Origin of the sequence: Streptomyces sp. H27-C3, from assembly GCF_030063415.1 — a bacterium.
Lineage (GTDB): Bacteria > Actinomycetota > Actinomycetes > Streptomycetales > Streptomycetaceae > Streptomyces.
In genome coordinates this window covers 140,559-167,055 of sequence record NZ_JASITA010000001.1, presented here as the reverse complement: position 1 = coordinate 167,055, position 26,497 = coordinate 140,559, and the positions used below count along the sequence as shown (strand labels likewise).

Genomic DNA, 26,497 nt, shown 5'->3' with positions numbered 1-26,497 from the left:
CGATTCGCCCCCGTGGTGGCCTGGTCCCGTGGGCAGCGAGCTGATAGAGCAGACCGTACGGGGACCAGCACTGGGGAGGCGGGACATGCGCGACGCCGATCCGGGCCTGTTCGGGCCCGAGTCCGTCACCTGGCAGATGCACGGCGACCCGATGATGTGGGTCGCGGGCATCCGGGCCCTCTACCTCCAGGCCCTGCACCCGCGCGCCGTGCGCGGAGTCATGCAGAACAGCGACTTCCGCAACGACGCCTGGGGCAGGCTGATGCGCACCGCCGGTTTCGTCGGCACCATCACCTACGGCACGAAGGAAGCGGCCGAACGGGCCGGCGCCCGGGTCCGTAAGATCCACAGCATGCTGGGCGCCACCGACCCCGCGACGGGCGAGCGCTACGGAGTCGACGAGCCCGAGCTGCTGCGATGGGTGCACTGCGCCGAGGTCGACTCCTATTTGCACGTCCTGCGTCGCTCCGGCTTCCGCCTCGACGCGGCCCAGGCCGACCGCTACATCGAAGAACACCGTGAGGGCGCGCGGCTGGTCGGCCTGGACCCCGCGACCGTCCCCGCGTCCACGGCCGGGCTCGCCACATACTTCGAAAAAGTGCGGCCACAACTCGCGGTGGGCCCCGAAGCGCGCGCCGTCGACGGTTTCCTCCGCAAACCGCCCGTTCACCCGCTGCTCGTACCGGCGCGCATGCTGCTGTGGCGGCGCGTCGCCGGGCTCGCGTACGCCTCCCTGCCCCCCTACGCCCATGAGCTGTACGGACGTCCCGCCCCCTCCGCGCGCACCGTCACCCGCCGCCTGGTCGTAACCGGAACCGCCCTGCGGGCTGTCCCCGCGCGTGTGCGCTGGCAACTTCCACCGGGCCACATCCTCAAGGCGATGGCCCGGCTCGGGCCCGACGCGCGTCCGGCACCGTACAAACTCACCCGTCGGGCGGCCATACTGGACGAGCCGGGGAGGGCGCAGCAAAACGACGGGGGCGACAGCACGAGATGGCGGACACCAGGCTGATCCAGGGCCGGTACCGGCTGCTCGATCTGATCGGGCGCGGGGGCATGGGCGAGGTGTGGCGTGCCCGCGACGAGTCGCTGGGCCGACGGGTCGCCGTGAAGTGCCTCAAGCCGATGGGCCCCCAGCACGATCAGTCCTTCACGAGAGTCCTTCGCGAACGCTTTCGCCGCGAGGCGCGCGTCGCCGCCGCTCTCCAGCACCGGGGCGTCACCGTCGTGCACGACTTCGGGGAGCACGAGGGCGTCCTCTATCTGGTCATGGAGCTACTGGAGGGGCGCAACCTCAGCCAGCTCCTGGAGGACAACAAGGCCCACCCGCTGGCCGTCCCCGATGTCGTCGACATCGCCGAGCAGGTCGCCTGGGCCCTCGCCTACACCCATGAACAGGGCATCATCCACCGTGACTTGAAGCCCGCCAACATCATGCGGCTGACCGACGGCTCGGTGAAGATCTGCGACTTCGGCATCGCGCGCCTGGGCCACGACATCGGCATCACCTCCCGGCTCACCGGCACGGGCATCGCCATGGGTACCCCCCACTACATGTCGCCCGAGCAGATCGGCGGCGTCCACGTCGATCACCGCAGCGATCTCTACTCGCTCGGCTGTGTGCTGTACGAGATCGCCACCGGAGTGCCGCCGTTCGACCTGGACGACGCCTGGGCGGTCCTCGTCGGCCACCGTGACACCCAGCCGGAGCCACCGCGCACCCACCGCGAGGAACTCCCCGAGTTCTTCGACCGGATCGTCCTCGACCTGCTCGCCAAGGCCCCCGACGAGCGACCGTCCGACGCCAGGGACCTCGCCCACCGCCTCACCGCGGGGCGCGCATCCGGCGCCGTCTACGCCCTGGCGGCCGTGCCCTCGCCCGTACCGCGCCCGTTCGGCGCCCGCCCCGAGCAGCCGCCCTCGCTCGCGCCCAGGCTCCCGTCCTGGACCCGGGGGATGACCACCGGGCACAAGGCGAGCGGGACCTGGCCGTCGCCGGCCGCCGCGCACGACCACTCCGCCGGGCTGACGGGGGAGTGGACCACCGGCGTCGGTCTGCGCGCCGGGGTCACCGTGCAGGCTCCGCAGCGCCAGGAGCGGCCCACGCCGCCGCCCGAGGTGCTCACCGTCCTCAACAGCAGGCACAACGCGGGCCTCAGCCTCGGGCGGCTGGGCCGTTGGACGGAGGCCGGTGAGGTGCACCGCGCGGTCGCCGTCGAGCGCGAGCACGCGCTGGGCCCCGACCACCCCGACACGCTCGCCAGCCACTACGAGGTCGGCTTCACCCTCAGCAGGACCGGCCGTGCGGCGGACGCGCTGCGCGAGTTCGGCCGGGTGGCGGACGGCCGGGAGCGCACCATGGGCCCGGACCACCCCGAAACCCTCGCCGCGCGCCAGGAGATGGCGTACGTACTGGGCCAGCTCGGCCGGCACTTCGAGGCCCATCAGGTGTACGCCGCGGTGCTCGCGTCGCGCGAGCGCACCATGGGACCCGAGCACCCCGACACCCTGCGCTGCCGGCACAACCTGGCGTTCAACCTGAGCAGGCTCGGTCGCCTGGAGGACTCGTACCGCATGGCGCACGAGGTCGCGGCGGCCCGTACCAGGGTGCTCGGCGCGACCCACCCCGACACTCTCGTCACCCAGTACGAGGTCGCCTACGCGCTCGGCCAGCTGGGCCGCTGGTCGGAGGCGCTCCAGACCTACCGCGAGGTCGCGGCGGCCAGGGCCCAGGCGCTCGGCGCCGACCATCCCGACACGCTCTCGGCCCGCTACGAGGTCGGTATAAGCCTCGGCCGCCTCGGCCGCAGCGCGGAGGCCCTGGAGCTCTACCGCTCCCTCGTGGACGACCGCACCCGCGTGCACGGCCCCGCCGACCCCGAGACGCTGCGCGCACGGCACGGCCTCGGCGTCAACCTCGGGCGGCTCGCCCGCTGGGAGGAGGCTCTCGCCGAGGCGCGCGACGTGTGCGCGATACGAGAGCGCGTGCTGGGGCCGGACCACCCCGACACGCTCGTCAGCCGGCGTGAGGTCGCCGTCGGCCTCGGCTGGCTGGGCCGCTGGGCCGACGCCCTCGAGGTGTACCGGCAGGTCGCGGAGGCCCGCCAGCGCGTGCTGGGCGCCGACCACCCCGACGCCCTGGCCAGCCGCAACGACGAGGCGCACTGCCTGGAGCAACTCGGTCGCGGCGCGGAGGCCGTGGAGCTGTACCGGCGGGTGGCGGCGCTGCGCCAGCAGCGCGGAGCCCAGAGCCTCTGACACCACTGACGCTTCGCTTCTGACACCACTGACATCACTGACGCCTCCGGGCCACACTGGACAGCGGTGGGTCCGGAGCCCGGAGCCGGCGAGAGAGCAGTACCCGAGACAGGAGCGTGTGAGGCCATGCCCGTACAGGACGCCCCCCGGACAGGCGGGGCAGCCCATGACTCCTACGACGTCGTGATCGTGGGCGGCGGTCACAACGGGCTGGTCGCCGCCACCTATCTGGCGCGCGCCGGGCGCTCGGTCCTCGTCCTGGAGCGGCTCGGCCACACCGGCGGAGCCGCCGTCTCCACCCGCCCCTTCGCGGGGTTCGACGCCCGGCTGTCCCGCTACTCGTACCTGGTCAGCCTGCTGCCGGACAAGATCGTGCGCGATCTCGGGCTGCGCTTCACCGTCCGGGAACGCACCATCTCCTCGTATACCCCCGCCCAGCGGCACGGCGCCCCGACCGGCCTGCTGGTCGGCGGTGGCGAAGACCGCACCCGCGGCTCGTTCCGGGCGCTCACAGGAGCCGACCGGGACTTCGAGTCCTGGCAGCGGTTCTACGCGATGACACGCCGGGTCGCGGAGCGGGTCTTCCCCACACTCACCGAGCCGCTCCCCACCCGCGAGGCCCTGCGCGAGCGGATCGGCGACGCGGACGCCTGGCGGATGCTTTTCGACGAGCCGCTCGGCGTCGCGATCGAGGACACCTTCGAGGACGACCTCGTGCGGGGCGTCGCACTGACCGACGCGCTGATCGGCACGTTCGCCGACGCGCACGACCCGTCCCTGGCACAGAACCGCTGCTTCCTCTACCACGTGATCGGCGGCGGCACCGGCGATTGGAACGTACCGGTGGGCGGCATGGGAGCCCTCACCGACGCACTCGCCACCGCCGCCCGGTCGGCGGGCGCGCGGATCGTCACCGGGCGCGAGGTGACCCGTGTCGAGACCGACGGGACCCGGGCCGAGGTCTCCTGGCGCACGGACCAAGAGGAGGGCGCGGTCGCGGCCTTCCAGGTCCTGGTGAACGCGTCTCCGCAGGCGCTCGCGGCCCTGCTCGGCGACGCGCCCCGGGCACCGTACGAAGGTGCCCAGCTCAAGGTCAACATGTTGCTGCGCCGCCTCCCCGAACTGCGCGACCGCGCGGCTTCGCCGAGTGACGCCTTCGCCGGGACGTTCCATGTGGCCGAGGGGTACGAGCAGTTGGCGGTGGCGTACCGGGAAGCGGCGGCGGGCAGGCTGCCGAGCGCGCCGCCGTCCGAGATCTACTGCCACTCGCTGACGGACCCGTCGATCCTCGGCCCCGAACTGGCCGAGCAGGGCTACCAGACCCTGACGCTCTTCGGACTGCACACCCCTGCGGGGCTCTTCGCGCACGACAACGACGGGGCGCGCGAGAGCCTGCTCAAGGCGACCCTCGCCCAGCTCGACGCCCACCTCGCCGAGCCGATCGCCGACTGTCTCGCGCTCGACGAGGACGGGCGTCCCTGCATCGAGGCGAAGACCCCGCTCGACCTCGAAGCCGAACTGCGGCTGCCCGGCGGCAACATCTTCCACCGCCCGCTCGCCTTCCCGTACGCCGACGAGTCGGCCGGGACCGGAAGGTGGGGTGTGGAGACGGCGCACGCGAACGTGCTGCTGTGCGGGGCGGGCGCCGTCCGGGGCGGCGGAGTCAGCGGCATCCCGGGCCACAACGCGGCGATGGCGGCGCTCGGCCGTTGAGAGGTGCCCGAGCCCGGCGGCCCCGGACACCTACCGCCACCGGAACCGGCACAGCGGTCAGCAGCGCCGATACGAGTACCACCGCGCCCAGCGCCACCAGCGCCACCAGCTCCACCCGGGCCGCCAGGAAGGCACCCGGCCCGCGCCGCGTCCGGTGCAGTCGCCGCCTGGCCACCAGGGCGAGCAGCCCCACCAGGGCGACCGGGAGCAGCTTGGCCAGCAGCGTACGGCCGTAGGCACTGCTCAGGATCTGATCGAGCGGCAGCCATCAGCGAGGGAACGGTCAGGAAACGCCACAAAGTGATCGTCTCCGGAGGGATGCGTTCCCTGTAAGGCGGGTTCGGGTCCTGTTCGGTCACTGGAGTCCCCGGTGGGACTCTGCGCGCATCCACCAGAGCCCTCTAACGACCTCACCCACGATTGGCAGCGGCGTCGCGGCGTCTGGGACCTCCGCCTCCGGCGTTGTCGTCAGTCGCGATGGCCCCGCCATCACTCCCTCCTCCGCCTTGGATTTCGAAGGCCCCAGACGTCGCTCCTTCTCCCACTGTCAATCGCGGGTGAGGTCGTAACGTGGTCCCATGTCGAAATCGCGTTTGTCGCTCTGGTCGTCGGACTCGGTGCTGTCGATCGGCTCTGTGGGGTCGGTGCTTTCCATCGGGTCGGTCGGCTCCGCCCTCAGTGTCGGCTCGATCGGCAGCTCACTGTCGATCGGCTCGGTCGGGTCCGCCCTGTCGTTCATCTCGATCGGCTCGGCCCTGAGCACCGGGTCGGCGCTGTCCCTGCAGTCCCAGTGGTCGGTGCTGTCCGTCCAGTCCCGGCGCGGCGTCCTGTCCGCCGGGGCGGCGGCGGGGCTGGCCGGCGCCGCCCTCCTGCTCCTGCGGCGCCGGGGCCGGTAGCGAGGCCGCGCCTGCGAGCGCCGGTCAGTCCTCGGAGGCCGTCCAGCCGACGGCCTCGATGCGGGCGGCGTCCCGTGGCCTGGACTCGTCGAAGACGGTGCGGCGCCCGTTGTCGACCCGCAGGGCGTCGACGTACGCGCCGCGTCCGACGTACAGCGTGTCGGTCGTGTACCGCCAGCGCAGCGTCACGTCCGTGCCGCCCCAGGCGGTCAGGTCCGCGGTCAGCCGGTGCCAGACCCGCCCGGACCAGCCGGTGGCGGAGCCGTCGGGGTGCGGCTCGGGCTCATGGGCGTTGTCCTCGCGCTCTGTTCGTACGGTGGTGAACGGCACCGGCTGCCAGGGGGCGCCCTCATCCGCCGAGGCTTCGAGGAAGAGCCGGTCCGAGCCGGGTTCGGTGTCCCACCACAGCGAACAGCGCAGCCGTGGGCAGTCCTTGGGCAGGCGCAGTGCGGGCAGGGTGAGTGTGGCGGTGCCGGCGACGGCCATGCCGGAGAACCAGGCGGTGCGGTCGTGGGCCGGGCGTACGGCGACGGCGCGCGCCAGATTATTGGCGGCGGCGAAGCGCGGGGCGCTGCCGGAGCGCCAACCGCGCACCGGGTGGACCGAGTTGCCCAGGACCACGAGGAAGGAGTCGGTCGACGGGTCGAGGACCAGGCTGGTGCCGGTGAAGCCGGTGTGGCCCGCGGTGCGGGGCGTGGCCATCGCGCCCATGTACCAGTGCTGGTAGAGCTCGAAGCCCAGACCGTGCTCGTCGCCTGGGAACGCGGTGTTGAAGTCGGTGAACATCAGCTCGACCGACTCCGGCTCCAGGATGCGTCGGCGGCCGTACGCGCCGCCGTTGAGCAGCGTACGGGCGAGGATCGCGAGGTCCCAGGCGTCGGAGAAGACCCCGGCGTGGCCGGCGACGCCGCCGAAACCGAAGGCGTTCTCGTCGTGCACCTCGCCCCACACCAGGCCGCGTTCGAGACCCGACCAGGGCAGCCGGGCGTCCTCGGTGGCCGCGATCTTCGGCTTCCAGGAGGCGGGCGGGTTGAAGCGAGTGCGGTGCATCCCGAGCGGAGCGGTGATCTCGTCGTGGAGCAGCGCCTCCAGAGTGCGACCGGTGATCTCCTCCAGGACCAGCTGGAGCGAGATCAGGTTGAGGTCCGAGTAAAGGTACTTGGTGCCGGGGGCGCTGGTCGGCGCCTCGTTCCACAGCAGCCTCAGCTTCCCCTCCCGTGTCGGCTCCTTGTAGAGCGGGATCCAGGAACGGAACCCCGAGGTGTGGGTGAGGAGCTGACGTACCGTGATGTCCTGCTTTCCCGCGCCCCCGAACTCCGGGAGATAGGCGGTGACCTTCCCCTCCAGCTCCAGCGCGCCGCGCTCGATCTGCTGCACGGCGAGAATGGACGTGAAGAGCTTGGAGACCGATGCCAGGTCGAAGACGGTGTCCTCGGCCATCGCGATCCGCTGCTCCGCCGGGAACTCGACCCCCGTGTCCGTCTTCTCGTCGTACGCCGAATAGCGCACCGCCGAGCCGATCGGCCGGTGCAGCGCCACGGTGCCGCCCCGGCCCGCGAGCAGGACGGCCCCCGCGTACCAGGGGTGCTTGGGGGAGGGGGCGAGGAAGCGCTCCGCGTCCGACACGAGCTGCTGCAGGGGGCCCGGGAGCAGCCCGGCCCGCTCCGGCGAGCCGCGCCGCAGCGTGGTCCTGCCACCGGAGGGCGGGGCCGCCGCTGCCGCCGATGCGGGCAGTCCCGCGAGCGCCAGGGCGCCACCGAGCGCCATGAGGCCACCACCCAGTCCGCGCCTGCTGATCCCTCTGTCGGCCACACCTTCGGTCACGGGCCACCCCTTGTGAAAGTAACTTCCGTCTTACGCCCAACCCCTGAAACTTTCTTGCAGGCGGAGAGTGCTGTCAACTGCCCAAATAATCTGACGCAGCATCAGGAAACCTCTTCCCTCGTCCGCCCCGCTGCGGCATCCTGCGGCCCATGGAGACGGAGCTGAGCAAGAAACTGGGAGTCGAGCACGCGATCTTCGGCTTCACCCCCTTCCCCGCCGTGGCCGCCGCCATCACCAGGGCGGGCGGACTCGGCGTACTCGGCGCGGTCCGCTACACCGCACCCGACGACCTCGCACGCGACCTCGACTGGATGCAGGAGCACACCGACGGCAAGCCGTACGGCCTTGATGTCGTCATGCCCGCGAAGAAGGTGTCGGGGGTGACCGAGGCCGAGGTCGAGGCGATGATCCCCGAAGGGCACCGCGAGTTCGTCACCCAGACCCTCGCCAAGCACGGCGTACCCGAACTCGACCGGGGCGAAGCCTCGGGCTGGCGCATCACCGGCTGGATGGAAGAGGTCGCCCGCAACCAGCTCGACGTCGCCTTCGACTACCCGATCAAGCTGCTCGCCAACGCGCTGGGCTCGCCGCCCGCCGACGTCATCGCGCGCGCCCACGACCACGGCGTCCTCGTCGCAGCGCTGGCCGGCAACGCCAAGCACGCCCGGCGGCACGCCGAGGCGGGCATCGATATCGTCGTCGCGCAGGGCTACGAGGCGGGCGGCCACACCGGTGAGATCGCCACCATGGTCCTGGTACCCGAGGTCGTCGAAGCCGTCCACCCGCTGCCCGTACTCGCCGCCGGAGGCATCGGCAGCGGCGAACAGATCGCCGCCGGGCTCGCACTCGGCGCGCAGGGCGCCTGGCTCGGCTCGATCTGGCTCACCACCGAGGAGGCCGACCTCCACTCGCGCGCCCTCACCGCCAAGCTCATCTCGGCGGGTTCCGGCGACACCGTCCGCTCCCGGGCACTGACCGGCAAGCCCGCCCGCCAGCTGCGCACCGAATGGACCGACGCCTGGGACGACCCGAGCGGCCCGGGCACCCTGCCCATGCCGCTCCAGGGCCTCCTGGTGGCCGAGGCCGTCTCCCGTATCCAGAAGTACGAAGTCGGCCCGCTCCTCGGCACCCCGGTCGGCCAGATCGTCGGCCGGATGAACTCCGAACGCGGCGTCCAGGCCGTCTTCGACGACCTCACCTGCGGCTTCGAGCGGGCCGTGGACCGTATCAACCGGATCGCAGGACGGAGCCAGTCATGAGCGAGCCGCTCAACGGTTTCTGGGCGCAGGCGACCATGAACCCCGACCGCGTCATGCTGGTCGCCCCGGACGCCGAGGAATGGACGGCGGGCCGGCTGCACGCCGCCGTCAACCAGCTCGTGCACGGCCTGCGCGCGGCCGGACTCGAACGCGGCGACTCCTTCGCCGTGGTCCTCCCCAACGGCGTGGAGTTCTTCACGGCGTATTTGGCCGCATCCCAGGCCGGGCTCTATCTCGTCCCGGTCAACCACCACCTCGTCGGCCCCGAGATCGCCTGGATCGTCGCCGACTCCGGCGCGAAGGTGCTCATCGCGCACGAGCACTTCGCCGACGCGGCCACCGCGGCCGCCGACGAGGCGAAGCTGCCGCCCTCCCACCGCTACGCCGTCGGTGCCCTCGACGGCTTCCGTCCGTACGCCGAACTCCTCGACGGACAGAGCGAGTCACCACCCGCCGACCGCACCCTCGGCTGGGTCATGAACTACACCTCGGGCACCACGGGACGCCCCCGCGGCATCCGCCGCCCGCTGTCCGACCGGCTTCCCGAGGAGTCCCACCTCGGCGGCTTCCTCGGCATCTTCGGCATCAAGGCCTTCGACGACAACGTCCACCTCGTCTGCTCGCCGCTCTACCACACCGCCGTACTGCAGTTCGCGGGCGCCGCACTGCACATCGGCCACCCGCTCGTCCTCATGGACAAGTGGACGCCCGAGGACATGCTGCGCCTCATCGACCGTCACGCCTGCACCCACACCCATATGGTCCCGACCCAGTTCCACCGGCTGCTGGCGCTGCCCGACGACATACGCACCGCGTACGACGTGTCGTCGATGCGGCACGCCATCCACGGGGCAGCGCCCTGCCCCGACCACGTCAAGCGGGCGATGATCGACTGGTGGGGGCACTGCGTCGAGGAGTACTACGCGGCGAGCGAGGGCGGCGGCGCCTTCGCGACCGCCGGGGACTGGCTGAAGAAGCCGGGGACCGTCGGCCGCGCCTGGCCCATCAGCGAACTCGCCGTCTTCGACGACGACGCCAATCGGCTGCCGCCCGGTGAGCTGGGCACCGTCTACATGAAGATGAGCACGGGCGGCTTCAGCTACCACAAGGACGAGGGCAAGACGAAGAAGAATCGCATCGGTGACTTCTTCACCGTCGGCGACCTGGGCGTCCTCGACGAGGACGGCTATCTCTTCCTCCGCGACCGCAAGATCGACATGATCATCTCGGGCGGCGTCAACATCTACCCGGCCGAGATCGAGGCCGCCCTCCTCACCCACCCCGCCGTCGTGGACGCCGCCGCCTTCGGCATCCCGCACCCGGAGTGGGGCGAGGAGGTCAAGGCCGTTGTCGAGGTGGCCGAGGGGCACGCCCCCGACGATGTGCTGGCCGCGGACATCCTGGTGGTCTGCGAACAGCGGCTCGCCCGCTACAAGCGGCCCAGGACCGTCGAGTTCATCGAGACGATGCCCCGCGACCCGAACGGCAAGCTCTACAAGCGCCGGCTGCGCGAGCCCTACTGGGAGGGCCAGGAGCGCGCGGTGTGAGGCGGGGGCGCCCGGCGGCAGGTGAGCGCTGAGCGGGGTCAGGCCGCGTCGGTCCGGGCTGCCGGGGCGTCGGCGTCGGCCTCGGCGGCGTCGGCCTTTGCTTCGGCGGCGTCCGCTTTCCCCTCGGCGGCGTCCTCGGCCGCGTCCGCCTTTGCTTCGGCGACACCCTTGGCGGCCTCCGCCTTGGCCTCCGCCGCGTCCTTCAGGGCCTCTTCCTTGTCGTCCGCGGCGTCGTCACCCACGGCGGGCGTGTCCACGGCCGCGCCCTGGACACGGTCCTGGTCCTGGTCCCGCACGATCCGGTCCGATCGGTCGCCCACGGCGTGCGCGCCGGCCGCCAATGCGGCCCCCGGCAGCGCGGCCATGAGGGCGAAGGCCAAGGTGGCCGAAGCGAGGGAATCCCTGGGAATGCTGCGATGCACGCGTATGCCTTCCATGGGCCGGGCGGTGGGAGAATCTACCGCTTCCATGGCATCGCGCCCGGCAGGAACGGGCGACCCGCGAAGGCCAAGTGAGTGCGACCCGGCCCGTGCGAGGCGCGGCACGAGGCGCGCTCAGCGGCAAACGCGCCGCAAACGACTCGGCCGAGTGGCCGCGCGTACGGTGCGGGTGTGACCCAGGCCACTTATTGTGAATCCGGAGCTCGTCGCAGACCGTACGCACCACTCCTCTTCCCGTGCGAGCCCGGAGGGACGCCATGCCGGAGCTGTTCATCGGTGGCCAATGGACCGCTGCCGTCGAGGGTGGGACACGCGAGATCCGCTGTCCGGCCGACGGAACACTCGTCGCGACCGTCGATGAGGCAGGACCCAAGGACGCCGCCGCCGCGGTCGGCGCCGCACGCGACGCGTTCGACCGAGGGCCGTGGCCGCACACCCCGGCCGCCGAGCGCGGACGGCTGCTGCTGCGCGTCGCCGACCTCCTCGACCGCGACACGGACGCGTTCGCCCGAGCCGAATCCCTGGACACCGGGAAGCGGCTCGTGGAGAGCGAGTACGACATGGCGGACATCGCGAACTGCTTCCGCTACTTCGGCAACCTGGGCGCGTCCGGCGGCACCGACCGGGTCGTCGACGCGGGGAACCCGGAGACGGACAGCAGGGTGGTGCACGAGCCGGTCGGCGTCTGCTCGCTGATCACACCGTGGAACTACCCGCTGCTGCAGACGGCCTGGAAGGTCGCCCCCGCGCTCGCCGCGGGCAACACCTTTGTCCTCAAGCCCAGCGAGCTGACGCCGCACACCGCCATCCTCCTGATGAAGGCGCTCACCGAGGCCGGACTGCCGCCCGGCGCCGCCAACCTGGTACTGGGCGCCGGAGCCACCGCGGGCGCACCGCTCAGCACCGACGAACGCGTCGATCTGGTCTCCTTCACCGGCGGCCTGATCACCGGGCGGCGCATCATGGCCGCGGCCGCGCCCACCGTGAAGAAGATCGCCCTCGAGCTGGGCGGCAAGAACCCCAACATCGTCTTCGCCGACGCCGACTTCGACACGGCGGTCGACTACGCGCTCATGGCCGTGTTCCTGCACTCCGGGCAGGTCTGCTCGGCCGGCGCTCGGCTGCTCGTCCAGGACGAACTGCACGACGCCTTCGTCGACGAGGTGGTGCGCCGGGCCCGGGAGATCCCGCTCGGCGGCCCCTTCGACGAGCACGCCCGCACCGGACCGCTGATCTCCGCCGCGCACCGCGACAAGGTCGAGGCGTACGTCGCCGCGGGCCTCGCCGAGGGCGCCGTCCTGCGCTGCGGCGGCGCCCGCCCCGAGGATCCCGCGCTGCAGAACGGGTTCTACTACCCGCCGACCGTCCTCGACGAGTGCACCCCCGGCATGTCGGTGGTACGTGATGAATCGTTCGGTCCGGTCCTGACCGTCGAACGGTTCCGCGACGAGGCCGAGGCGCTCGCCCTGGCCAACGACACCGTCTACGGCCTGGCCGGAGCGGTCTGGACGCAGGACAGCGAGCGTGCCCACCGGGTCGCCGCCGGGCTGCGGGCGGGCACCGTATGGGTCAACGACTTCCACCCCTATGTGCCACAGGCGGAGTGGGGCGGGATGAAACAGTCCGGCGTCGGCCGTGAACTGGGACCCGCGGGTCTTGCGGAGTACCAGGAGGCCAAGCACATCTGGCGCAACACCGCGCCCCGGCCGCAGAGGTGGTTCGAGTGAGCACGAACGGACCGGAACGTTCCGGAACACGACCCGATGGCACCCACGACGACGACTCGCTCCACGAGCTCGGCTACAAGCCCGAACTCAAGCGCACCCTGGGCAACTTCCACACCTTCGCCGCGGGCATCAGCTACATCTCGATCCTGACCGGCACCTTCCAGCTCTTCTACTTCGGAGTGAGCTTCGGCGGACCGGCCTACTGGTGGTCCTGGCCCATGGTCTTCGCCGGTCAGCTGATGGTCGCCCTGTGCTTCTGTGAGCTCGCGGCCCGCTACCCCGTCGCCGGCTCGGTCTACAACTGGGCCAAGGCCATGGGCGGCCCGCACACCGGCTGGCTCGGCGGCTGGATGATGATGACGGCCACCATGGTGACGCTGTCGGCCGTGGCGCTCGCCTACCAGCTCACGCTGCCGCAGATCGACTCCTGGTTCCAGTTCGTGGGCGACGGCAGTGGCAAGACGGACGCGGCGGCCAACGCCGTCCTCCTCGGCTCGGTCCTCATTCTCTTCTCCACCGCGGTCAACGCCTTCGGCGTCAAGCTCATGGCCCGGATCAACTCGGCGGGCGTATTCATCGAGCTGATCGCCGCCGTCGCCCTGATCATCTTCCTCGCGGCGCACATCACCCGCGGCCCCAGCAGCGTCCTGACCGAGACCAACGGGCTCGGCGCCGGCGAGAGCCTCGGCTACTTCGGCGCGTTCCTCACCGCGTCGCTGGCCTCCGCCTACGTGATGTACGGCTTCGACACGGCCTCATCGCTGGGCGAGGAGTCGCACAACCCGGGCCGCAACGCGCCCCGCGCCATCCTGCGGGCCCTCGTCGCCTCCTTCCTCATCGGCGGACTCATCCTGCTGTTCGCCCTGATGGCCGTGCCGGACCTGGCCGCGAAGGAGCTGTCGACGGGCGGTCTGCAGTACGTCGTACTGGAGACACTCGGCTCGACCATCGGCGAGATCTTCCTGTGGGGCGTGGTCATCGCGATCACCGTCTGTGTGCTGGCCGTACAGGCAGCGGGCATCCGCCTGATGTTCGCCATGGCCCGGGACAACAACCTGCCGGCCGGCTCGGTGCTCGCCAAGGTCAGTCCCCGCTTCCAGACCCCGGTGGTGCCCGCCGTCGTGATCGGTGTGGTGGGCGTCGTCATCCTGGTGATCAACGTCAACCAGCCGCAGATCTTCTCGGTGATCACCAGTATCGCGATCATCATGATCTACGTGGCGTACCTGCTGGTCACCGTGCCCATGCTGATCCAGCGGCTGCGCGGCAACTGGACTCCCGCCGCGGGGAAGTTCTCGCTCGGCCGGTTCGGTCTGCCGATCAACATCGTCGCCGTGGTGTGGGGCGCCGTCATGTCGCTCAACCTCGCCTGGCCGCGCGCCGAGGTGTACAACGCCACGGGACCTCAGCACTGGTACCTGCGCTGGGGCGCGTTCCTCTTCATCGGCATCGTCGCCCTGGGCGGCTTCGCCTACTACTGGTTCGTGCAGCGCCACAAGACCGGCGTCCTCGAAGGCCACCGCGCCGAGGTCCGCGGCGACCCGACGGCGCCCTGACCCCGCACGGACACCACCGCCCCAGCCGCTTCCCGCACTCACGTTCCCTCCCCCCACCGTTTCCTGGAGAGAAGATGCCGGCCGAGAGCCACCCGCAGGAGCAGTTCGACTACGTGGTCGTCGGTGGGGGTACGGCCGGGGCGGTGGTCGCCGCCCGGCTGACCGAGGACCCGGCCGTCACCGTGTGCGTACTGGAGGCAGGGCCCTCCGACGTCGGCGACGAGAACGTCCTGCGGCTCGACCAGTGGATGGGGCTGCTGGAGTCCGGCTACGACTGGGACTACCCCGTGGAGCCCCAGGACAACGGCAACAGCTTCATGCGGCATGCCCGCGCCAAGGTCCTCGGCGGCTGCTCGTCGCACAACTCGTGCATCGCCTTCTGGGCGCCCGCCGAAGACCTCGACGAGTGGGCCGCCCTCGGGTGCGAGGGCTGGAGCGCCGCGGACTGCTTCCCGCTGTACAAGCGGCTGGAGACCAACGACGCCCCGGGCGAGCACCACGGCCGCAGCGGACCCGTCACCATCCGCACCGTCCCGCCCAACGACCCGTGCGGCACAGCCCTCCTGGAGGCCTGCGCCGCCGCCGCCATCCCCACCACGCCGTTCAACACCGGCACCACGGTCAAGCGCGGCGCCCACTGGTTCCAGATCAACGCCCGCCCCGACGGCACCCGTTCCTCGGCCTCGGTCTCCTATCTGCACCCCGTCATGGGCAAGCGGCCCAACCTGGAGGTGCGCACCGGACTGCACGCCAAGCGGCTGGTGCTGGACGCCGACCGGCGCTGCACCGGGGTGGAGTACCTGGCGCCCGACCTCATCCACACCCGTACCGTCGGCGCGCGCCGCGAAGTGATCGTCGCCTGCGGATCGATCGACACTCCGAAGCTGCTGATGCTTTCGGGCATCGGCCCGGCCGAGCACCTGCGCGACAACGGGGTGGAGGTCCTCGTCGACTCCCCGGCGGTCGGCTCCAACCTCCAGGACCACCCGGAGGGCGTGATCATGTGGGAGGCGAAGCGGCCCATGGTCACCTCGTCCACCCAGTGGTGGGAGATCGGCATCTTCGCCGACACCGAACCAGGCCTGGACCGGCCTGACTTGATGTTCCACTACGGCTCGGTGCCCTTCGACATGAACACCTACCGACGCGGCTACCCGACCGCCGAGAACGCCTTCTGTCTCACCCCCAACGTCACCCGCGCCCGCTCCATGGGCACCGTGCGGCTGCGCACCCGGGACTTCCGCGACAAGCCGCGCGTCGACCCGCGCTACTTCACCGACGAGCACGACGTACGCGTGATGACGGCCGGTCTGCGGCTCGCCCGGGAGATCGTCTCGCAGTCGCCGATGGCCGAGTGGGCCGGGCAGGAGCTGGCTCCCGGCCCCGCCGCACAGTCCGACGAGGATCTCCTGGACTACATCCGCAAGACCCACAACACGGTCTACCACCCGGCGTGCACCGTCCGGATGGGCGCCGCCGACGACCCCGGGGCCGCGCTCGACCCGCAGCTGCGGGTCAAGGGCGTGCGGGGCCTGCGGGTGGCCGACGGGTCGGTGATGCCGTTCCTGCCCGCCGTCAATCCGTGCATCACGACCATGATGATCGGCGAGAAGTGCGCCGACATGCTCAAGGTCGACCAGGCCTGACACCGCGAATTGGGTCCGGCCCGCCACATTGGCGGGCCGGACCGTCGCACGTACCCGCGTCAGCGCTCGCGCGCCCACACCACCCGCAGCTTCGGCGAGGTGAGGATGTCCTTCTCGCAGAACCGTGAGGTCACCCAGCGCTCACCCGAGTACAGCTGCGTCTGGTCGCTGAAGTACGGCGAGTTGGGGTTCGAGGACTGCGCGTACGTCAGCAGGGTGCGCGCCTGCGGGCACCGGCCGCCGTTCCAGCCGACTGCCTGGATGTAACTCGATCCCGTCGTCACCTCGGTGTAGCCGCCGCCCGCCGGATTCCACATCGGCTCCACCTTGTTCCAGATGCCCAGCGACTCCGTGCCACACTGGGAGCGAAGGCCGCGTCGGCCTTACTTGGTGTCACAACCTCAGGATTACGACGCGGCCGTCGTCTTGTCCGGCGTTTTCCCATGCGAGGAGCTCGAACAACGTCTGTTCGAGACCGCCAGGTTTTACGGCAAGCTTATAATACTGCGCCGCTGAGGCGGTGCGGGCCCGGTTCGCCGAGATCCACGGCAACCTCCTGGAGCAGCGCGGCTGCGGATTTCTGACCGATACCGGTCGGAGTCGATTCCGGGCGCGTTGAATACGTCCGTCCGTATCATGTCAGGTCCCGGTCAAAAGGCGACCTGCTCGGAGCTGGAATTCGTTTCCGGGAGGAAATCTGGTGAGAGTCTGGGCTCCCGTCAGAAACCCGTCAATGCGAGGGGTGCGGTGCGATCCAAAGCCCCGAGGAAGTGCATGCGGACAACGACGTCGGGGCCGCCGGTCGGTGCCCGTTTGAGGGCCAGCGCCGCCGCGTGTTCCGCTCCGGCAGGGATGTCCTTGACCATCCAGCCGGGCGGCCGGGCCGGGGCCCCGGGTCCGGGGTCGCCGAGGTAGTCAAGGGCCGGGCTGCGGCCGATGCCGGTGCCGAGGCCCTTGAGGTAGGCCTCCTTGCGTGCCCAGAGCCGGGCGAAGACCGCGGGCTGCAACGACGGTTGTGCGGCACGGATCGCCCTCTGCTCGGCGGGGTGGAGCGCCTCGCCGACAGTGGCCGCCTTGTGCGGCGCCGGGAGCCCTTCCACATCGACGCCGACGGGCCGGGCGGCCACGGCGATCAGTACCAGGCCGTCGGTGTGGGACAGCGAGAAGTGCGGTGTGTCAGGGCCGGTCAGGGCGGGCCGGCCGTGCGGTTCGCCGCAGCAGGGGCAGCGTTCGCGCTGGAACCTCAGCTCCGCGGGGGCCTTGTTCTCGTAGGCGCAGAGCACGCGGCGCAGCGTGAGGTGTGCCGCTGCGTAGAGGTCCCGGTCGACGGCGTACACGAAAGAGGCGGCCCGGGCGCGTTCCTCGTCGTCCAGCGGGGAGTGGTCGAGGGCGACGGACCGCAGGGACGCGTCCGGGACGTACAGCAGCCACAGATCCAGGGAGCCTTCGGCAGGCCGGGGCCGCGCCGCGGGCCACCGTGCGGCGGTCCACCCCGGCGGCGGGCAGGCGAGCTCTGGGGAGGGATGCACAGGAGACTCCGGTCGGTCGGCGTCGGCGGACGGCTGCTCCAGCACGATAACGCAGTCAATAGAAGGCAAATTGATGGCCGGATATCAGCCACGTAAGGCTCACGGATTGATGACTGTCCGGTTGTTCCTTTGGTTGCGCGGGAATTGGGTGAAGTGGAAAGGCTGAAACGTGGTGCACCTTTGCGCCAGTTACCGGGGGGTGCAGGGCGTGCCTCGGCCAAGGGCCGGGGCATTCTGTCTCGAATCTGCCGGATCTTCTCAGGGTTCTGTTTTAGCATCGCCTACGATCTTGGAATCACGGAGGAATCCGGCGTTCGGACATCGGCTGCCGGGAGTGGTTCCGCGGAGGAGGAGGAGGGAAACGCTGTGGTGGTCACCGCCGCCGATGTCAGGGACCAGGGCCCGCCCCGGAGCCCGGACAGCCGTACCGCCCCACTGGACGCCCTTCTGCGCCATGCCGCCGACGCCCGGGCGGGCGCCGCGCGGGCCGTCCTCGTCAGAGGGCCCGCAGGTGTCGGCCGGACACACCTGTTGGCCGCAGTGAGCGAGCGCCTGGCGGCCGAGGGAGTGACCGTACGGCACTTCACCGGCCTTCCCGACGGCGCCGCCGCCGTCCGCGCGGTCGACGCGCTGCTGGTGCCGCCGCCCGCGGCGGCACCCGGGCGGCTGGACAGCGCCGGGCCGCACGACACCCACCACGACTGGCACAGACTTCACCGGCACGCCCTGGAACTGCTCGCCGACGGCCCCGTGGCCCTGGTGATCGACGACGCCCAGTGGTGCGACGAACCCTCCCTGCGCTGTGCCGACTTCATCCTGCGCCGGGCCGCCGGCCAGCCTCTGCTCGTCCTCCTCGCCCAGCGCACCGACGCTCCGGGCCCCGGGACCCCGGTGCTCGTGGAGATCCTCGCTCAGGATCGCTGCGTTCTGCTGGAACCCGGCCCGCTGGGCGAACGCGGCACACAGAACATGATCACTCGCTTGTTCGGTGGCCCCGCGGACCCGCGATTCGTCCAGGGCTGCACGGAGATCACCGGCGGCAACCCGCTGCTGCTCGACCGGCTGCTCACCACGCTGCGCACCGTGGGGATCCCGCCCGACGTCGATGCCCTGCACCAGCTGAGAACCGTTCACCAAACGACGCTGACCTCACTGATTCCCGACCTCCTCGCAGTCGGGCCCCGCCCCGTACGGCAGGTGGCCACCGCCCTCGCGGTGCTCGGCCGCGCCGCCGTCGACCCGCTTGCCGCGCTGTGCGGATTGAGCGGCCGGCGCGTGCAGTCGGCCCTGGCCCGGCTGCGCGACATCGAGGCCGTACTGCCGGGCTCCCCGGCGGAGATGCGCGAAGGGATCCGTACGGCCGTCCTCGCCACCGTACGCGGGCCCGCGCTACAGGAACTGCGGGCCCGGGCCGCCCGGATCCTCAGTGACGCCGGGCGGCCCGCAGCCGAAGTAGCCGAGCAGCTCGCCCTGCTGGAGCGGATCGACGAACCGTGGATGTTCGCAGTGCTGCGCGACGCGGTCTCCGAAGCCCCGACGCGCGTCACCGTCGCGGCCGCCGCCCGCTGGCTGCGCGGCGACACGGGCCGCCGGCTCACGGCCACCGAACGCAAGGACCTGCACGTCGAACTGGCCCGCGCGGCCAGCCGTACCGCCGTCGCACCCGCGCACGCGCTGCGGCACCTGCACCAGGCACTCGCCGTCACACCCGACCCGCGCGAACAGGCCCCCGTCGCGGTGCAGTACGCCATGATGGCGCTCGGCACCCGCAGGGCCCCCGAAGCCCTCCGATTACTGGAGCGGGTGCTGGCCGACCTGCACGGTGCGGCGGGCGCCCGTGCGGAGCCAGTGGACCGCGATCTCGTGGTAACCGTCGAGTCCGCCCTGCTGGCCACCGCGGTCAACGACCGGACCGCACTGCCCGCCGCCCGCGCCCGAGCGGCCTCCGTGGCCGTGCCGAGCGGACACAGCCCGGCCGACCGCCGGCTGCTCGCCGCCCTGAGCGCCTTCGCCGCACTGGACGGCGGATCCGCCGGCCGGGCCGCCACGCTCGCCCGGCAGGCCCTGCGGGCCGACGAGCCGGGCACCGTGGGCTGGGGGGTGTTCTGCTCCTCCGCCGTCCTCGCGCTCTCCGACTGCGTTGACGAAGCGCTGGCCGCACTGGACCAGGCGCTGTCCCCGGCCGAGGCCCACCCCCCGTTGTGGCCACTGCGTGCCGCGCTCGCCGGCCGGTCCCTGATCCTGCACGGCATCGGCGATGTGTCCGCCGCCGCACGGGACGCCTGGGCCGCCGTCGAGGTCGTCGGACCGACAGACGCCCCGCCGCTCGCCCACATCGCGCTGAGCTCCGTACTGCTCTCCCAGGGCGAGGCTCCGCGTGCCGGCGCCGTCCTCGACCGGCTCGCGCGCACGGCGTCGGACCTGGACCGGAGTGTCTGGGAGTGGCACCACTACCTTTACACCAAGGGCCGAATCCTGCGGGAACTGGGCGACCTGGAGGGCGCGCTCGCACTGTGGCGGCAGTGCGGCCGGAGCCTGGAGGAGGCAGGCATCACCAACCCGGTGCTCGTTCCCTGGTGGCTGCCCACCGCCACCACGCTCGGCCGGCTGGGCCTGGGCGCCGAGGCCTCGGGCATCGTCGAGGCGGCCCAGGAACGCGCCCGGCTCTGGGGCACCCCGCGAGCCGTGGGCCTGGGGATGGTCGCTGCGGCTTCGGTCGTCGAGGGCCGCAGGCGTACGGCTTTGCTCGCGCAGGCCGTTGACATCCTGGCCGACTCCCCGGCCCGCCTGGAACTCGCCAAGGCCGAGTACCAGCTGGGCTGTGAACTGCTCGGCCTCGGCGACGCCCGGGGTGCGCGCGGCCATCTGCGCCAGGCCATCGAACGCGCCACCCGCTGCGGCTATCACGTGCTCGGCGCCATCGCGCGCGAAGCGCTGGTGACGGCGGGCGGGCGGATGCACCGGCTCGCCGCCGTCCCCCTCGACTCGCTCACCCACAGGGAGCGCCGTATCGCGGCACTGGCCCAGCGCGGCCACAGCAACAAGAGGATCGCGGAAACACTGTTCATCACGCCACGCACGGTGGAGATGCACCTGACCAACGTCTACCGAAAGCTCGACGTGCGCGGTCGCGCCGAACTGCCGAGTGGCCTCGGCGCCCGCGGGCACCGCGGCGTCCCCTGGCAGGCCGACGGCCCGAACACCCCGAATCACTAGGTGGGGCCGGGATCTGGGGCGTCGCGACCCCGGCCCGATACCTACGACACCCCTGGAGGACGGACAGTCATGGTGCCGACGACAGCGGCGGAGGCGGCAGGCCGGACACAGCCGGGCAGCCCGAGCTACCCGGCGGTGCCAGTCGTCGGGCGGGACGCCGAGGACAGGCTGCTGCGCGGCCTGCTGGAGGACCTGCGCGCGGGACGGCCCGCACTCGTCGAGGTGTCCGGGCCGCCCGGCATCGGGCGCAGCGCGCTGCTGCGCCGCGCGGCGGCCCTCGCCGAAGGGGCGGGGATACGGGTCGCCGCCGCCCAGGCGGCGCCGGAGGAGGCCGGACTGCCCTACGGTGTCGCCGCCCAGCTCCAGGCCCAGCCTCTCCCCGCGACCGCCCCGGCCGGTCACACCGTGCCGTGGACACCCTCACACCCCGGCGACGCGTCGACCTGGCGGCCCGCCGACCTGTGTGCCGTCTTCCTGGCCGCGGCCCGCAGTCGGCCCCTGCTGGTCGTCGTCGACGACTTGCAGTGGGCCGACACGCAGTCGCTGCGGTGGCTGCAGGCGCTGGCCCGGCGGCTGGCAGGGGCGCCGCTCATGCTGCTCACGTCCCGTAACAGCGCCGTACCGCCCCTTCCGTACGACCGGATCGAGCCCTGCACACTGGCCGGTGAGCGCTCCGTGTCCCGGCACTCCCTGGTCCTGGCCCCGCTGTCGGACGACGCCGTCGGCGAGGTCCTCGCCGGGACCTGGCGCACCCCGGCGGACGCGGCGTTCCGCGACGGCGCCGTCCGGCATCTCGAAGGCAGCCCGGCCTTGCTGCACTCCGTCGTCGGACGCTTCGTCCGGAGGGGCTGGACGCCCGTCGCGGGGCATCTCGGCCACCTGGCCGAGAGCGCGGCGGAAGCGGTCAGGGAGCGCACCGTACGCACCGTCGCCCTGTTGCCCGGCGAACTCCTCGACGTACTGCGCGCCATCGCCGTCAGCGGACCCGACTGCACCCCCGGCCTGATCGACTCCCTCACCGGCCCCCGGACCGTCGGTACCGCCCGGGCGCTGGCCCTGCTGTCCGGAAGCGGCCTGCTGGCCCCCGGACCCCGGCCCGCGCTGCGGAACAAGGATGCCGCCCGCGCCGTCCTCGCGGACCTCGGCACCGAACACCGCGAGGAGCTGCACGCCCGGGCGGCCGAGTGGGCCCACCGCGCGGCTCTCCCCGACCGCGCTCTCGCCCGGATGCTGTCGGGTGCCCGGAGGATCGGCGCCCCCTGGGCAGTGGAGGCCCTGCGCCGTGAGGCCGCCGAGTGCCGTGCCACAGGCCGGCCCGCCCTGGCCGCCCGGCTGCTCGAACGGGCCCTGTGCGAGCCGGTGCCGCCGGCCCTGAGGATCCGCTTGCTGACCGACCTGAGCACGGCCGTACTGCCCACCGCGCCCGAGGCCGCGAGCCGCCATCTGCACCGGGCCCTGCACACCCCCGCGGACGCACCCGTGGACGCAGGGACGGGCCGCGCCCGGCTGCGAGCCGCGGAACTCCTGGTGGCCCACGGCGACATCGTCACGCCCCGCTCCCGGATCGCCCGGGCCGCCGCCGACGCACGCCCGGGCAGCGCCGAGCACTCCGGACTGCGCGCCCTGTACTGGATCTCCGAGTACGGCAGGCCCGACCCGGCCGACGACTGCGCGCCGTCCCTGCCCGGCAACCGGCCAATGCGCCCGGAACAGGCCGCCGAGGGAGCCGTGGCCGCCTGGCGCACCGCACAGCGCGGCCGGGACATCACCGACGCCCGGCGGCTCGCCCGGGCCGGACTGGCCCCGCAGGCCCGTGAACACGTACCGCTCACCGTGCGGGCGGCGGCCGCGCACGCGCTCGTCCTCACCGGGGACACCATGGAGGCACGCGGCGCGCTCGACGACATCGTGGAGTGCGCCGAACGCAGTGATGCCCGTCCGGTCGCCGGCCTCGCCCTGCTCGTCACCTGTCTCGCCGAACTGCGGGGCGGCCGCGACGCCGCCGCGTCCGAGGCCCTGGACCGGTGCGAGGAAATCATGCCCAGCCACTACTGGCACCCGCTCATGGCACCCGGACCCCTCGCGCTCAGGGCCCTGGTGGACCTGCGGCGGGGCGACCTGGACGCGGCCGGGCGGGTCATCCGGGCTGAGCTGCCGTCGGGCGCCGAGGGCGGCCTGTCCTGGGCGTACCTGCTGTACGCCCGGGGCCGGGTCCGGCTCGCGGGCGGGCTGCGCGAACCCGCCCTCGCCGACCTGCTGGAGTGCGGCCGCCAACTGCTTGCCCGGCAGGCGGCCAACCCCTCCCTGCTGCCGTGGCGTTCGGCCGCCGCCCGGACCCGCGAGCCGGGAGACCCGCTGGCCGTGGCCCTGCTGGCCGAGGAGCGCCGACGGGCTCTGCTGTGGGGTTCGCCCGCCACGATGGCCGAGGCGCTGCGGGAGGGTCCTCCCGGCCCCGGCGGCGCCCGGGCAACGCCGCGGCCAGGGCCGGGCCGGCGCGTCAGCTGGCAGTACCGGCAGGCGCTGGCCGCTCTCGGCACGGCCCCGTTCTCGGGCCACCTCACCGTCGATTCGCTGCTCGGCAGTGACCGGGCGGCGGCCCGGCCGTCCGCGCTCGTCACCGGGCCCGTACATCCGTCCGCGCCCGCGCCCCCGCGGGCCGCCGCCGGCGGGGCCCCGGGGCGGGTCGGCGGGGGCGCGGGGCCGCTGACCGGCGCCGAGCTGCGCGTTGCGGTCCTCGCCGCCGAAGGCCGGGCCAATCGGGCCATCGCCGAGGAACTGGCCGTCACCCCCCGGACCGTGGAACTGCACCTGACCAAGGTGTACCGCAAGCTCGGCATCCGAGGGCGCCCGCAGCTGCCCGCGGCACTGGGCCGGACATCGAGGGAGAAACCATGAGGCCCCTGCTCCACCGGACGAAGGAACTCGACCTGATCACCGGTTCGATGGACGCCGCACGCCACGGCGGCGGCTCGATGGTGGTCGTCACCGGCGGCATGGGGATGGGCAGGACCGCCCTGCTGCGGGCCCTGCCGGCGCTCGCCGAACGCCGGGGGACGCGCGTCGTCACCGCCAGCGGAGCCGTGCACGAACGCGACTTCGACTTCGGCGTGCTCAGCCAGTTGCTGACCCCCTTGCTGCCCGGGACCGCCGTCGCACTGCCCGGCGACCGCGCCGACCCCACGGCGGGACCCGAAGGGGACACCGGGCTTCTCGCCCTGGTCGCCGAACAGAGCGCCCGCACACCGCTGCTCATGCTCGTGGACGACCTCCAGTGGGCCGACCTCTCCTCCCTGCGCCGGCTCGGCGGGCTGGCCGGACGGCTGGCGGAGCTGCGCGTCACCCTGGTCGTCGCCCTGCGCGAGGGCGATCCCGGCGAGGACGAACCCCACCTGCGCCAACTCGGCGAACGCGCCGCGCACGTGGTGCGGCTGTGCCCGCTGCCCCCCGAGGGCACCGCGGACCTGGCCCGCGCCCACTTCGGGCGTCCCGTCGACCCGGCCTACGGACAGGCCTGCCACGAGGCGACCGGCGGGCATCCGCTGCTGCTCACCGCCACCCTCGACGCGCTGACGGGCCCCGGTGAGGCGGCTGCGGACGATATCCGGGCCATCCGCGAGACCCGCCTGCCGACGCTCCACGAACGGTTCGCCGTCGTCCTGCGCAACCAGCACACGCCGGTGTGGCAGTTCGCCACCGCCCTCGCGGTCCTCGGTGACGGCGCCGACGAGGAGCTGGCCGGCCGGCTGGCGGGCCTCGACGACACCGGTCGGGCCGAAGCGGTCAGGGTGCTGCGCAGGCTCGGCCTGCTCTCCGAGGGCCCTGTGGCCCGGTTCGTCCACCCGGTGGTGGCCGACGCCGCCGAGGAGGCGATGACCCCTGCCGAAGCCGAGAGCACCCGGGTGCACGCCGCCCTGCTGCTGCACCAGGGCGGCCACCCGGCGGAGCGGGCCGCGGCCCAGCTCCTCTCCGCCGTGTCCTGCAGCGAGGGCTGGGCGGTCGACGTCCTGCGTGCCGCCGCGGCCGCCGCACTGCGGCGCGCGGCCCCGGACGACGCCGTCCGCTATCTGCGCCGCGCCCTGCTCGCCAGTTCGCCCGACGGGCCGGACCGCGCCGAGCTGCTGGCCGAACTCGCCGGCATCGAGCGCGATGTCGCGCCCCGGGCCGCGTTACGGCACTTCGCGCAGGCGCTGCTCCTGCTCCCGGACGCGGGCCGACGCGCTGGGATGGCAGGCCGGATTCCGCCGTTCCTCCTCGACGGCTGCCCGCCCTCCACCCTCGACACCATCGTCAGGACGGCCGCGGAACTGGGTGACGCGGCGACGCTCACCGGCACCGCCCGCGGGCACGCGCTGCGGCTGGAGGCCCGCCTGCGGCACACGGCGGTGGCCGGCTCCGCAGAGCTCGCCACGTGCGGGGACCGGCTACGAGCCATGGGCCCGGCACCCTGCCTGGACACCGCCGCCGAACGCGAACTCGTGACCGTCCTGCTGCACGGCGCCACCATGGCCCAACAGATCACCGTTGCCGAGGCCGTACCGCTTGCCGAGCGCGTGCTCCAGCACGAGCCCGCCGCCCCGGACCACGTCCACACCGCGCTGCCGCTGCTGACGGACATCCTGGTCGCCGCCGACTCCCTCGACACGATCGGTCCCTGGCTGCACACCGCGTACGAAAGGTCCCGCCGCGCGAACGCCGACGTACCCCGTGCCGTCATCGCCGTCGAGCTGACCCATCTCGCGCTGGCCAGGGGCGAACTGACGAAGGCACGGGCGCACACCGAAGAGGCACTCGGCCTGGGCATAACCGAGTGGGCCACGCTGCAGACCCTGGCCGCCGTCGCGCTGGCCGCCTTGGAGGCCCGGGACGTCGAGCTGTGCGGGCGCCTGCTGTCCGGCTGCCGGGACGACGCCGTCCAGGGCTACCGGCCCTCCCTGCACCGGCTCGTCCGGGGCGGCTCGGCCGCCCTGCGGGACGATCTGCCGACCGCCCTGGAGTACTTCCTCGACTGGGGGCGCACGGCCGAGCGGGCCCACTGGCGCAACCCGGCCATCGCGCCCTGGCGTTCGTGGGCATCGGCGCTGCACTACCGGATGGGCCGGCCCGATCAGGCCCACGACCTCATGGACGAGGAGTACGAGCGCGCCGTGAGCTGGGGCAGCCCGGTGGCCATCGGCCGGGCTCAGCGGGGCAAGGGCGCCATCACCGAGGGGGAGCGGGGCATCGGGCTGCTGCGTGAGTCTGCGGTCACCCTGGAGCAGGCGGTCAACGCCCTGGAGCGGTCCCGTACCTCACTGCTCCTCGGCCGGCGTCTGCTGGCCGCCGGAAGGGAGAGCGAGGCCGAACACCGGCTGATCCAGGCCCGCGAGGAGAGCCTGGCCTGCGGCGCGCCCTGGATCGCCGAACGGGCCGGCCGGGCGCTGCACGCCATGGGTGGCTCCCAGGGGGCCGCCGCGGTCGCCGCGCTGACCCCCACCGAACGCCGGGTCGCGGGACTCGCCGCCCATGGAGCCTCCAACAAGGCCATTGCCGAGCGACTCGGAGTGAGTTCGCGTGCGGTGGAGAAACACCTTACTCAGGCCTATCGCAAGCTGCGCATCGATGGGCGCGCCCAATTCGCCCCGATGACATACCTATTCCCCGTCGGGGATGGTCACGCAAGACGGTAGGTTTGCGGGGGTAGGGACAACCGAACCGAACCGAAGCCCTTACGGTACCGCCGGTAACCGTACACTCGGCCTCGTGTCCACAGGGTTAGCGCACATGGGATTGATTTCGTTGACACTCTTCACCGCCTCTCCATACCTTCATATTTGCGATGATCGAACTGCGGTTCAGGTGGCGTTCGATTCGAAGAAGGCCATGTCCAGGCCGGTTTGAAGTCGTGTT

Annotated in this window: 15 protein-coding genes and 1 pseudogene; 12 read left to right on the top strand and 4 right to left on the bottom strand. The window is 72.2% G+C overall.

All coding sequences use genetic code 11. The features are described 5' to 3' along the window. Positions 1–85 precede the first annotated feature (85 nt). The 4 genes from QMK30_RS00500 to QMK30_RS00485 all read left to right on the top strand — a co-directional run bounded on the left by QMK30_RS00500 (position 86) and on the right by QMK30_RS00485 (position 5,867). Complete coding sequence (locus QMK30_RS00500; RefSeq protein WP_283515077.1) at positions 86–1,012, top strand: oxygenase MpaB family protein; 927 nt, start codon at positions 86–88, stop codon at positions 1,010–1,012. Then, the gene (locus QMK30_RS00495) at positions 994–3,258 is read left to right on the top strand and encodes a serine/threonine-protein kinase (protein ID WP_283515076.1); all 2,265 of its coding nucleotides are present in this window, start codon (positions 994–996) and stop codon (positions 3,256–3,258) included. Before QMK30_RS00500 ends, QMK30_RS00495 begins: the two co-directional genes overlap by 19 nt. Before the next feature lie 126 nt (positions 3,259–3,384). Continuing rightward, entirely contained in the window at positions 3,385–4,971 is a 1,587-nt protein-coding gene (locus QMK30_RS00490) for a phytoene desaturase family protein (RefSeq protein WP_283515075.1), read from the top strand. 578 nt (positions 4,972–5,549) lie between these two features. Continuing rightward, positions 5,550–5,867, top strand: coding sequence for a hypothetical protein (locus tag QMK30_RS00485; RefSeq protein ID WP_283515074.1), 318 nt, complete (start codon positions 5,550–5,552; stop codon positions 5,865–5,867). A gap of 24 nt (positions 5,868–5,891) precedes the next feature. Here the strand turns inward: QMK30_RS00485 and QMK30_RS00480 are convergent, their stop codons facing one another. Continuing rightward, positions 5,892–7,634 carry a serine hydrolase domain-containing protein gene (locus tag QMK30_RS00480; protein WP_283515220.1) on the bottom strand — a complete coding sequence of 581 codons (1,743 nt, stop codon included), beginning with the start codon at positions 7,632–7,634 and terminating at the stop codon, positions 5,892–5,894. A gap of 206 nt (positions 7,635–7,840) precedes the next feature. Here QMK30_RS00480 and QMK30_RS00475 point away from each other — a divergent pair, with 206 nt between their 5' ends. Together QMK30_RS00475 and QMK30_RS00470 are read left to right on the top strand one after the other, a co-directional pair. Further along, complete coding sequence (locus QMK30_RS00475) at positions 7,841–8,950, top strand: nitronate monooxygenase (protein ID WP_283515073.1); 1,110 nt, start codon at positions 7,841–7,843, stop codon at positions 8,948–8,950. Further along, complete coding sequence (locus QMK30_RS00470) at positions 8,947–10,497, top strand: acyl-CoA synthetase (RefSeq protein WP_283515072.1); 1,551 nt, start codon at positions 8,947–8,949, stop codon at positions 10,495–10,497. The genes QMK30_RS00475 and QMK30_RS00470 overlap by 4 nt, the downstream gene beginning before the upstream one ends. 38 nt (positions 10,498–10,535) lie before the next feature. Here the strand turns inward: QMK30_RS00470 and QMK30_RS00465 are convergent, their stop codons facing one another. Beyond that, entirely contained in the window at positions 10,536–10,919 is a 384-nt protein-coding gene (locus QMK30_RS00465; RefSeq protein WP_283515071.1) for a hypothetical protein, read from the bottom strand. 275 nt (positions 10,920–11,194) lie between these two features. Here QMK30_RS00465 and QMK30_RS00460 point away from each other — a divergent pair, with 275 nt between their 5' ends. From QMK30_RS00460 to QMK30_RS00450, 3 genes are all read left to right on the top strand, one after another. Continuing rightward, entirely contained in the window at positions 11,195–12,664 is a 1,470-nt protein-coding gene (locus QMK30_RS00460; RefSeq protein WP_283515070.1) for an aldehyde dehydrogenase family protein, read from the top strand. After that, entirely contained in the window at positions 12,652–14,220 is a 1,569-nt protein-coding gene (locus QMK30_RS00455) for an APC family permease (protein WP_283515069.1), read from the top strand. Before QMK30_RS00460 ends, QMK30_RS00455 begins: the two co-directional genes overlap by 13 nt. A gap of 74 nt (positions 14,221–14,294) precedes the next feature. Beyond that, positions 14,295–15,866, top strand: coding sequence for a GMC family oxidoreductase (locus QMK30_RS00450; protein ID WP_283515068.1), 1,572 nt, complete (start codon positions 14,295–14,297; stop codon positions 15,864–15,866). A gap of 59 nt (positions 15,867–15,925) precedes the next feature. On the opposite strand, the pseudogene QMK30_RS00445 reads toward QMK30_RS00450, so the two are convergent. After that, positions 15,926–16,222, bottom strand: a pseudogene (locus QMK30_RS00445) (penicillin acylase family protein); the annotation flags it as partial. Positions 16,223–16,585: 363 nt separating this feature from the next. Then, positions 16,586–17,395 carry a 4'-phosphopantetheinyl transferase family protein gene (locus QMK30_RS00440; protein ID WP_283515067.1) on the bottom strand — a complete coding sequence of 270 codons (810 nt, stop codon included), beginning with the start codon at positions 17,393–17,395 and terminating at the stop codon, positions 16,586–16,588. 366 nt (positions 17,396–17,761) lie between these two features. On the opposite strand from QMK30_RS00440, the gene QMK30_RS00435 reads away from it, so the two are divergent. The 3 genes from QMK30_RS00435 (at position 17,762) to QMK30_RS00425 (ending at position 26,277) form a co-directional block, all read left to right on the top strand. Continuing rightward, complete coding sequence (locus tag QMK30_RS00435; RefSeq protein WP_283515066.1) at positions 17,762–20,611, top strand: helix-turn-helix transcriptional regulator; 2,850 nt, start codon at positions 17,762–17,764, stop codon at positions 20,609–20,611. 69 nt (positions 20,612–20,680) lie between these two features. Beyond that, on the top strand, positions 20,681–23,506 hold the full coding sequence (locus QMK30_RS00430) for an AAA family ATPase (RefSeq protein ID WP_283515065.1): 2,826 nt from the start codon (positions 20,681–20,683) through the stop codon (positions 23,504–23,506). Beyond that, positions 23,503–26,277, top strand: a complete 2,775-nt coding sequence (locus QMK30_RS00425) for an AAA family ATPase (RefSeq protein WP_283515064.1) — start codon at positions 23,503–23,505, stop codon at positions 26,275–26,277. The genes QMK30_RS00430 and QMK30_RS00425 overlap by 4 nt, the downstream gene beginning before the upstream one ends. The last annotated feature ends 220 nt before the right edge of the window (positions 26,278–26,497 follow it).

Excerpts from the sequence above, each read along its gene's own strand:
- QMK30_RS00500 (WP_283515077.1), top strand. The coding sequence starts at position 86 with ATGCGCGACGCCGATCCGGGCCTGTTCGGGCCCGAGTCCGTCACCTGG.
- QMK30_RS00495 (WP_283515076.1), top strand. The coding sequence starts at position 994 with ATGGCGGACACCAGGCTGATCCAGGGCCGGTACCGGCTGCTCGATCTG.
- QMK30_RS00490 (WP_283515075.1), top strand. The coding sequence starts at position 3,385 with ATGCCCGTACAGGACGCCCCCCGGACAGGCGGGGCAGCCCATGACTCC.
- QMK30_RS00485 (WP_283515074.1), top strand. The coding sequence starts at position 5,550 with ATGTCGAAATCGCGTTTGTCGCTCTGGTCGTCGGACTCGGTGCTGTCG.
- QMK30_RS00480 (WP_283515220.1), bottom strand. The coding sequence starts at position 7,634 with ATGGCGCTCGGTGGCGCCCTGGCGCTCGCGGGACTGCCCGCATCGGCG.
- QMK30_RS00475 (WP_283515073.1), top strand. The coding sequence starts at position 7,841 with ATGGAGACGGAGCTGAGCAAGAAACTGGGAGTCGAGCACGCGATCTTC.
- QMK30_RS00470 (WP_283515072.1), top strand. The coding sequence starts at position 8,947 with ATGAGCGAGCCGCTCAACGGTTTCTGGGCGCAGGCGACCATGAACCCC.
- QMK30_RS00460 (WP_283515070.1), top strand. The coding sequence starts at position 11,195 with ATGCCGGAGCTGTTCATCGGTGGCCAATGGACCGCTGCCGTCGAGGGT.
- QMK30_RS00450 (WP_283515068.1), top strand. The coding sequence starts at position 14,295 with ATGCCGGCCGAGAGCCACCCGCAGGAGCAGTTCGACTACGTGGTCGTC.
- QMK30_RS00430 (WP_283515065.1), top strand. The coding sequence starts at position 20,681 with ATGGTGCCGACGACAGCGGCGGAGGCGGCAGGCCGGACACAGCCGGGC.
- QMK30_RS00425 (WP_283515064.1), top strand. The coding sequence starts at position 23,503 with ATGAGGCCCCTGCTCCACCGGACGAAGGAACTCGACCTGATCACCGGT.